This window comes from Mesorhizobium sp. M0195, assembly GCF_040322115.1.
Classification (GTDB): Bacteria; Pseudomonadota; Alphaproteobacteria; order Rhizobiales; family Rhizobiaceae; genus Mesorhizobium.
On the sequence record NZ_JAMYSV010000090.1, the window covers coordinates 1 to 697 of the forward strand.

A 697-nucleotide genomic window follows, 5' to 3' on the forward strand; every position below is an offset into this window, starting at 1 on the left:
CTGGGGCTCACCCCCCGCCAGCTCGCCTACATCATCTACACCTCGGGCTCCACCGGGACGCCCAAGGGCGTCATGGTCGAGCATCGCGGAGTGGTCAATCTTACAGCATGGCATGTGCAAACGTTTTGTCCGCAACCAGAAACCTGCTGCACACTCACGGCTGCAGTGGCTTTTGACGCCAGCACCTGGGAGCTATGGTCCGCATTATGCAATCGTAGCACATTGCTGCTCCCGCCCAGGGCGGCAGCAGGAGATTCCTCGCGTCTGTTGCAATGGTGGCGTGATCAACCACTGGACGCCGCCTTTCTAGCCACACCGCTGGCTATAACCGCATTGCAAGACGAGCTGGTAAATCCAAAATTGGGACATTTGCTGATCGGCGGTGATCGTCTCCAGCGTGTTCCTTCCCGGATACCGTCTCCTCTCAAGTTGATAAACAACTATGGCCCTACGGAAGTCACCGTTGTGGCAACGTCGGGACGACTTCTCAGTGACAACGCCGTGCCGCATATTGGCCGTCCGATTGCGAACACGCGGATCTACCTGCTGGACGCTCATGGTGGGCCGGTGCCGTTCGGGGCGGTGGGCGAGCTCTATATCGGCGGGGCGGGGGTTGCGCGTGGCTACCTGAACCGGCCGGAGCTGACGGCCGAGCGGTTCATCGCCAGCCCGTTTGTGGAGGGCGACCGGCTGTACC

General features: G+C 60.8%; 1 protein-coding gene. It reads left to right on the forward strand.

All coding sequences use genetic code 11. From position 1 onward, the window contains the following. On the forward strand, positions 1 to 697 hold a 697-nt coding region (locus NKJ12_RS32145; protein WP_352707738.1), incomplete at both ends, for an AMP-binding protein.